The sequence below is a fragment of the Gordonibacter pamelaeae genome (assembly GCF_003340385.1).
Taxonomy (GTDB): domain Bacteria; phylum Actinomycetota; class Coriobacteriia; order Coriobacteriales; family Eggerthellaceae; genus Gordonibacter; species Gordonibacter pamelaeae.
This window is the reverse complement of the sequence record NZ_PPTS01000019.1, coordinates 1-5,244: the sequence shown is the minus strand read 5'-3', so window position 1 is coordinate 5,244 and position 5,244 is coordinate 1. Positions and strand designations below refer to the sequence as shown.

The window sequence follows — 5,244 nt, the reverse complement described above, 5'->3', positions numbered from 1 at the left end:
TGGTCCGGGGGCCTGCGATGTAAAGGAAGCATCCTCCGCGAGCGCGACGCCCTATCCTCCCACAGCCTGGCGCTGCAGTACTTTCGGCGATGGCGGGCTTAACTTCCGAGTTCGGAATGGGATCGGGTGATCCCCGCCTCCATGGTCGCGCTCGCGGGGGATGCTCCCGCGGGCATTATAGCCCCGCCCGGCGGCTCCGCGCCACCCTGGCGGTCGCATAGCGCAGCATCGAGTCCGATCGCGGAACGTGGACGTTCCTGCCTGTTGTGAAGAAGAGCTCGGGCTATTAGTAGCGCTCGCCTGAACACGTTGCCGTGCTTGCAGCTGCGCCCTATCGACCAGGTAGTCTACCTGGGCCCTTACCAAAGAGAAGACTCATCTTGGAGACGGCTTCCCACTTAGATGCTTTCAGCGGTTATCCGTGCCGGACGTAGCTAGGCGGCGGTGCCGTTGGTCGACAACCGCGTCACCAGAGGTCCGTCCACCCCGGTCCTCTCGTACTAGGGGCAGATCTCCTCAATCTTCTTGCGCCTGCGGAGGATAGGGACCGAACTGTCTCACGACGTTCTGAACCCAGCTCGCGTACCGCTTTAAACGGCGAACAGCCGTACCCTTGGGACCGACTTCAGCCCCAGGATGCGATGAGCCGACATCGAGGTGCCAAACCTTGCCGTCGATGTGGACTCTTGGGCAAGATCAGCCTGTTATCCCCGGAGTACCTTTTATCCGTTGAGCGACGGCCATTCCACTCTGGGCCGCCGGATCACTAGAACCTGCTTTCGCACCTGCTCGGGTTGTGGCCCTCGCAGTCAAGCCCGCTTGCACTCTTGCGCTCTCGGGACGGTTGCCGACCGTCCTGAGCGGACCTTTGCGCGCCTCCGTTACATTTTGGGAGGCGACCGCCCCAGTCAAACTACCCGCCTGACACGGTCCCTGTGCCGGATCACGGCCACAGGTTAGGTCGCCGACACGACGAGGGCAGTATTCCAAGGCCGGCTCCACGGGAACTGGCGTCCCCGCTTCGAAGCCTCCTGCCTATCCTCTACGCGCCGAGCCAACGACCAATGTCAAGCTGCAGTAAAGGTTCACGGGGTCTTTCCGTCCTTCCGCAGGTAATTCGCATCTTCACGAATAATACAATTTCACCGGGTCCATGGTTGAGACAGCGCCCAAATCGTTACGCCATTCGTGCAGGTCGGAACTTACCCGACAAGGAATTTCGCTACCTTAGGACCGTTATAGTTACGGCCGCCGTTTACTGGGGCTTGGCTTCAGAGCTTCGCTTGCGCTAACCCATCCGCGTAACCTTCCAGCACCGGGCAGGCGTCAGACCCTATACGTCGCCTTGCGGCTTAGCAGAGTCCTGTGTTTTTGATAAACAGTCGCTTGGGCCGTTTCGCTGCGGCCCCTCCCCGCTCCGGCCGCGAGGGCCTTCACCGGAAAGGGCGCTCCTTCTCCCGAAGTTACGGAGCCAGTATGCCGAGTTCCTTAACCATGGTTCTCCCGATCGCCTCGGTATGTTCTACCCGCCTACCTGTGTCGGTTTTGGTACGGGCGCCGACAAAGCTCCCTAGAGGTTTTTCTCGGAAGCATGGGCTCGCCGACTTCGGCTAATGCCTTCGTCTCGCGTCTCGGGGCATGTGGCTCGCTGATTTCCATGCGAGCCCCCCCTACACGCTTTCACGGGGACGTCCAGAACCCCGCCCGGCTACCCTTCTCCGTCACCCCGTCGGTCAAACGCTCGTCAGCGGTACGGGAATATCGACCCGTTGTGCATCGGCTACGCCTTCCGGCCTCGCCTTAGCTCCCGACTGACCCTGGGAGGATTAGCCTTGCCCAGGAACCCTTAGGCTTACGGCGGAGGGGTTTCTCGCCCCTCTCTCGTTACTCATGCCAGCATTCTCACTCCCATGCGGTCCACCGAGGGTCGCCCCTCGGCTTCGCCCCCCATGGGAAGCTCCCCTACCACTGATAAATCAGTCCGCCGCTTCGGTGTCATGCTTAGCCCCGTGAATTGTCGGCGCATGTCCACTTGACCAGTGAGCTGTTACGCACTCTTTAAATGCATGGCTGCTTCTAAGCCAACATCCTGGTTGTCTAGGCAAACGCACATCCTTTGCCACTCAGCATGAACTTGGGGACCTTAGCGGGCGGTCTGGGCTGTTTCCCTCTCGAGCACACAGCTTAGCCCACATGCTCTGACTCCCGATCTCTTAAGTGCCGGTATTCGGAGTTTGGTTCTTTTCGGTAGGCGGTGAAGCCCCCTAGAAGATCCAGTGCTCTACCTCCGGCACTGAACGATCGAGGCTAGCCCTAAAGCTATTTCGGGGAGAACGAGATATCTCCGGGTTTGATTGGCCTTTCACCCCTATCCACGGGTCATCCCCTCCGTTTTCAACCGAAGTGGGTTCGGCCCTCCACGGGGTCTTACCCCCGCTTCAGCCTGCCCATGGATAGCTCACCCGGCTTCGCGTCTGCGGCAAGCGACTATGTTCGCCATCTTAAAGGCTCGCTTTCACTGCGGCTCGGTTCCAACCTTAACCTCGCCGCTTACCGCAACTCGCTGGCTCATTCTACAAAAGGCACGCCGTCACACTGCAAGAGTGCTCCGACTGCTTGTAGGCGCACGGTTTCAGGTACTGTTTCACTCCCCTCTCGGGGTGCTTTTCACCTTTCCCTCACGGTACTGGTTCGCTATCGGTCACAGGAGAGTATTCAGCCTTGGAGGGTGGTCCCCCCGGATTCGTACCGGATTTCACGTGTCCGGCACTACTCGGGTGCCGGCCTCGGAGGCTGCGGGGTTTCGCGTACGGGGCTCTTACCCGCTGCGGCCGGCCTTTCCATGCCGTTCCGCTACCGCGCAGCTTTGTAACTCCGCCCCAGGTCTGAGGCCCTGGAGATGGCCGGTCCCACAACACCGCATGCAGCAACGCCCTCAAGCTTGCACGTGCATGGGTTTGGGCTGGTGCGCTTTCGCTCGCCGCTACTCGCGCAATCTCGGTTGATTTCTGTTCCTCCGGGTACTTAGATGTTTCAGTTCCCCGGGTTGCCTCCTCCGAGCCTATTTGATTCGGCCCGGGGTAGCAGGGCATGACCCCTGCTGGGTTCCCCCATTCGGAAACCTGCGGATCGAAGGGTGTTTGCCCCTCCCCGCAGACTATCGCGGCTTGCCGCGTCCTTCATCGGCTTCCTGTGCCAAGGCATCCGCCGTGCGCCCTTGACATCTTCTTCTAACAAGGTAATTCAGGTATCCATATCGTTCTTATTCGCGATCGTTTAGATGCGAATCATTCGACTAATCGATGATTCTCAAATTTCGATGCTTTCGCTATGCAACTGTCAAGGTGCGCGGGCGCGCTTGGGCGCCCGAGGGCGAGAGCCCTCGAAACCGGGTATTGCGAGCGATGATCGGGAGAGCCTTGTGAATCAATAGGTAATGAAATCTTCTTCCAGGTCATGGGAGCGTGCGCTCGACCATGTCCGGACACGTGTGTGTCTCCCTAGAAAGGAGGTGATCCAGCCGCACCTTCCGGTACGGCTACCTTGTTACGACTTCACCCCCCTTACCCTCCACACCTTCGACGCCTCCGCCCCTTGCGGGTTCGGCCGGCGGCTTCGGGTGCAGACGACTCGGGTGGTGTGACGGGCGGTGTGTACAAGGCCCGGGAACGTATTCACCGCGGCATGCTGATCCGCGATTACTAGCAACTCCGACTTCACGGAGGCGGGTTGCAGCCTCCGATCCGAACTGGGGCCGGCTTTGAGGGATTCGCTTCCTGTCGCCAGGTCGCGGCCCGTTGTACCGGCCATTGTAGCACGTGTGCAGCCCAGGGCATAAAGGGCATGATGACTTGACGTCGTCCCCACCTTCCTCCGGCTTGACGCCGGCAGTCTCGTATGAGTCCCCAACTCAATGCTGGCAACATACGATAGGGGTTGCGCTCGTTGCGGGACTTAACCCAACATCTCACGACACGAGCTGACGACAGCCATGCACCACCTGCGCTAGCTCCTCTCGGCCACCGGGTTTCCCCGGCTTCACTAGCATGTCAAGCCCTGGTAAGGTTCTTCGCGTTGCTTCGAATTAAGCCACATGCTCCGCTGCTTGTGCGGGCCCCCGTCAATTCCTTTGAGTTTTAGCCTTGCGGCCGTACTCCCCAGGCGGGGTGCTTAATGCGTTGGCTGCGGCACGGAGGGATGATCCCCCCACACCTAGCACCCATCGTTTACGGCTGGGACTACCAGGGTATCTAATCCTGTTCGCTCCCCCAGCTTTCGCGCCTCAGCGTCAGTTGATGGCCCAGAAGACTGCCTTCGCCATCGGTGTTCTTCCCGATATCTGCGCATTCCACCGCTACACCGGGAATTCCATCTTCCTCTACCAAACTCGAGCCTGCCAGTTCGGAACCCGACCGGGGGTTGAGCCCTCGGGTTAGAGGTTCCGCTTGACGGGCCGCCTACGCGCGCTTTACGCCCAATGAATCCGGATAACGCTCGCCCCCTACGTATTACCGCGGCTGCTGGCACGTAGTTAGCCGGGGCTTCTTCTGCAGGTACCGTCACTATCTTCCCTGCTGAAAGCGGTTTACAACCCGAAGGCCTTCATCCCGCACGCGGCGTTGCTGCGTCAGGGTTCCCCCCATTGCGCAAAATTCCCCACTGCTGCCTCCCGTAGGAGTCTGGGCCGTATCTCAGTCCCAATGTGGCCGGTCGGTCTCTCAACCCGGCTACCCATCGCAGGCACGGTGGGCCGTTGCCCCGCCGTCTACCTAATGGGCCGCGACCCCATCCCCTACCGTCTGGGCTTTCCCGACCCCTGCAGGAGCAGGGGAAGGAGTATCCGGTATTAGCGCAGGTTTCCTTGCGTTATCCCGGGGTAGGGGGCAGGTTGGTCACGTGTTACTCACCCGTTCGCCACTCTATTCACGGCCGGAGCCGTCTTAATCGTTCGACTTGCATGTGTTAGGCACGCCGCCAGCGTTCATCCTGAGCCAGGATCAAACTCTCCGTTTGAAGAGAGCGGCATCGCTGCCGCATCCGTTCGATCTTGGTTTTCGCCGGCTCCCCCGGCCCTTCGGTGGGCTGGGCTCGCCTGGCGGGCATCTCTCGATTCGATTCATCTCGCAATATCCGGTTTTCAAGGTTCTCGCCTCCCCTTCCGGGGGGCCTCGCCGCCTCCCTTCCGGGCGAGCGGCGCAAGGAGATACTTTACCTTCCCGTTGCCATCCTGTCAAGAACTTTTTT

At 60.1% G+C, this 5,244-nt stretch carries 3 rRNA genes; all 3 read right to left on the bottom strand.

Annotation, left to right across the window (positions count from 1 at the left end):
• Window positions 1-38 precede the first annotated feature (38 nt).
• The 3 genes from rrf to C1877_RS14980 all read right to left on the bottom strand — a co-directional run bounded on the left by rrf (window position 39) and on the right by C1877_RS14980 (window position 5,013).
• Window positions 39-153 (bottom strand): 5S ribosomal RNA (rrf, locus tag C1877_RS14990).
• Between the two features lie 113 nt (window positions 154-266).
• Window positions 267-3,231 (bottom strand): 23S ribosomal RNA (locus C1877_RS14985).
• 273 nt (window positions 3,232-3,504) lie between these two features.
• Window positions 3,505-5,013: ribosomal RNA gene (locus C1877_RS14980) — 16S ribosomal RNA — on the bottom strand.
• The 16S, 23S and 5S rRNA genes sit together here, the layout of an rRNA operon.
• Window positions 5,014-5,244: the final 231 nt, after the last annotated feature.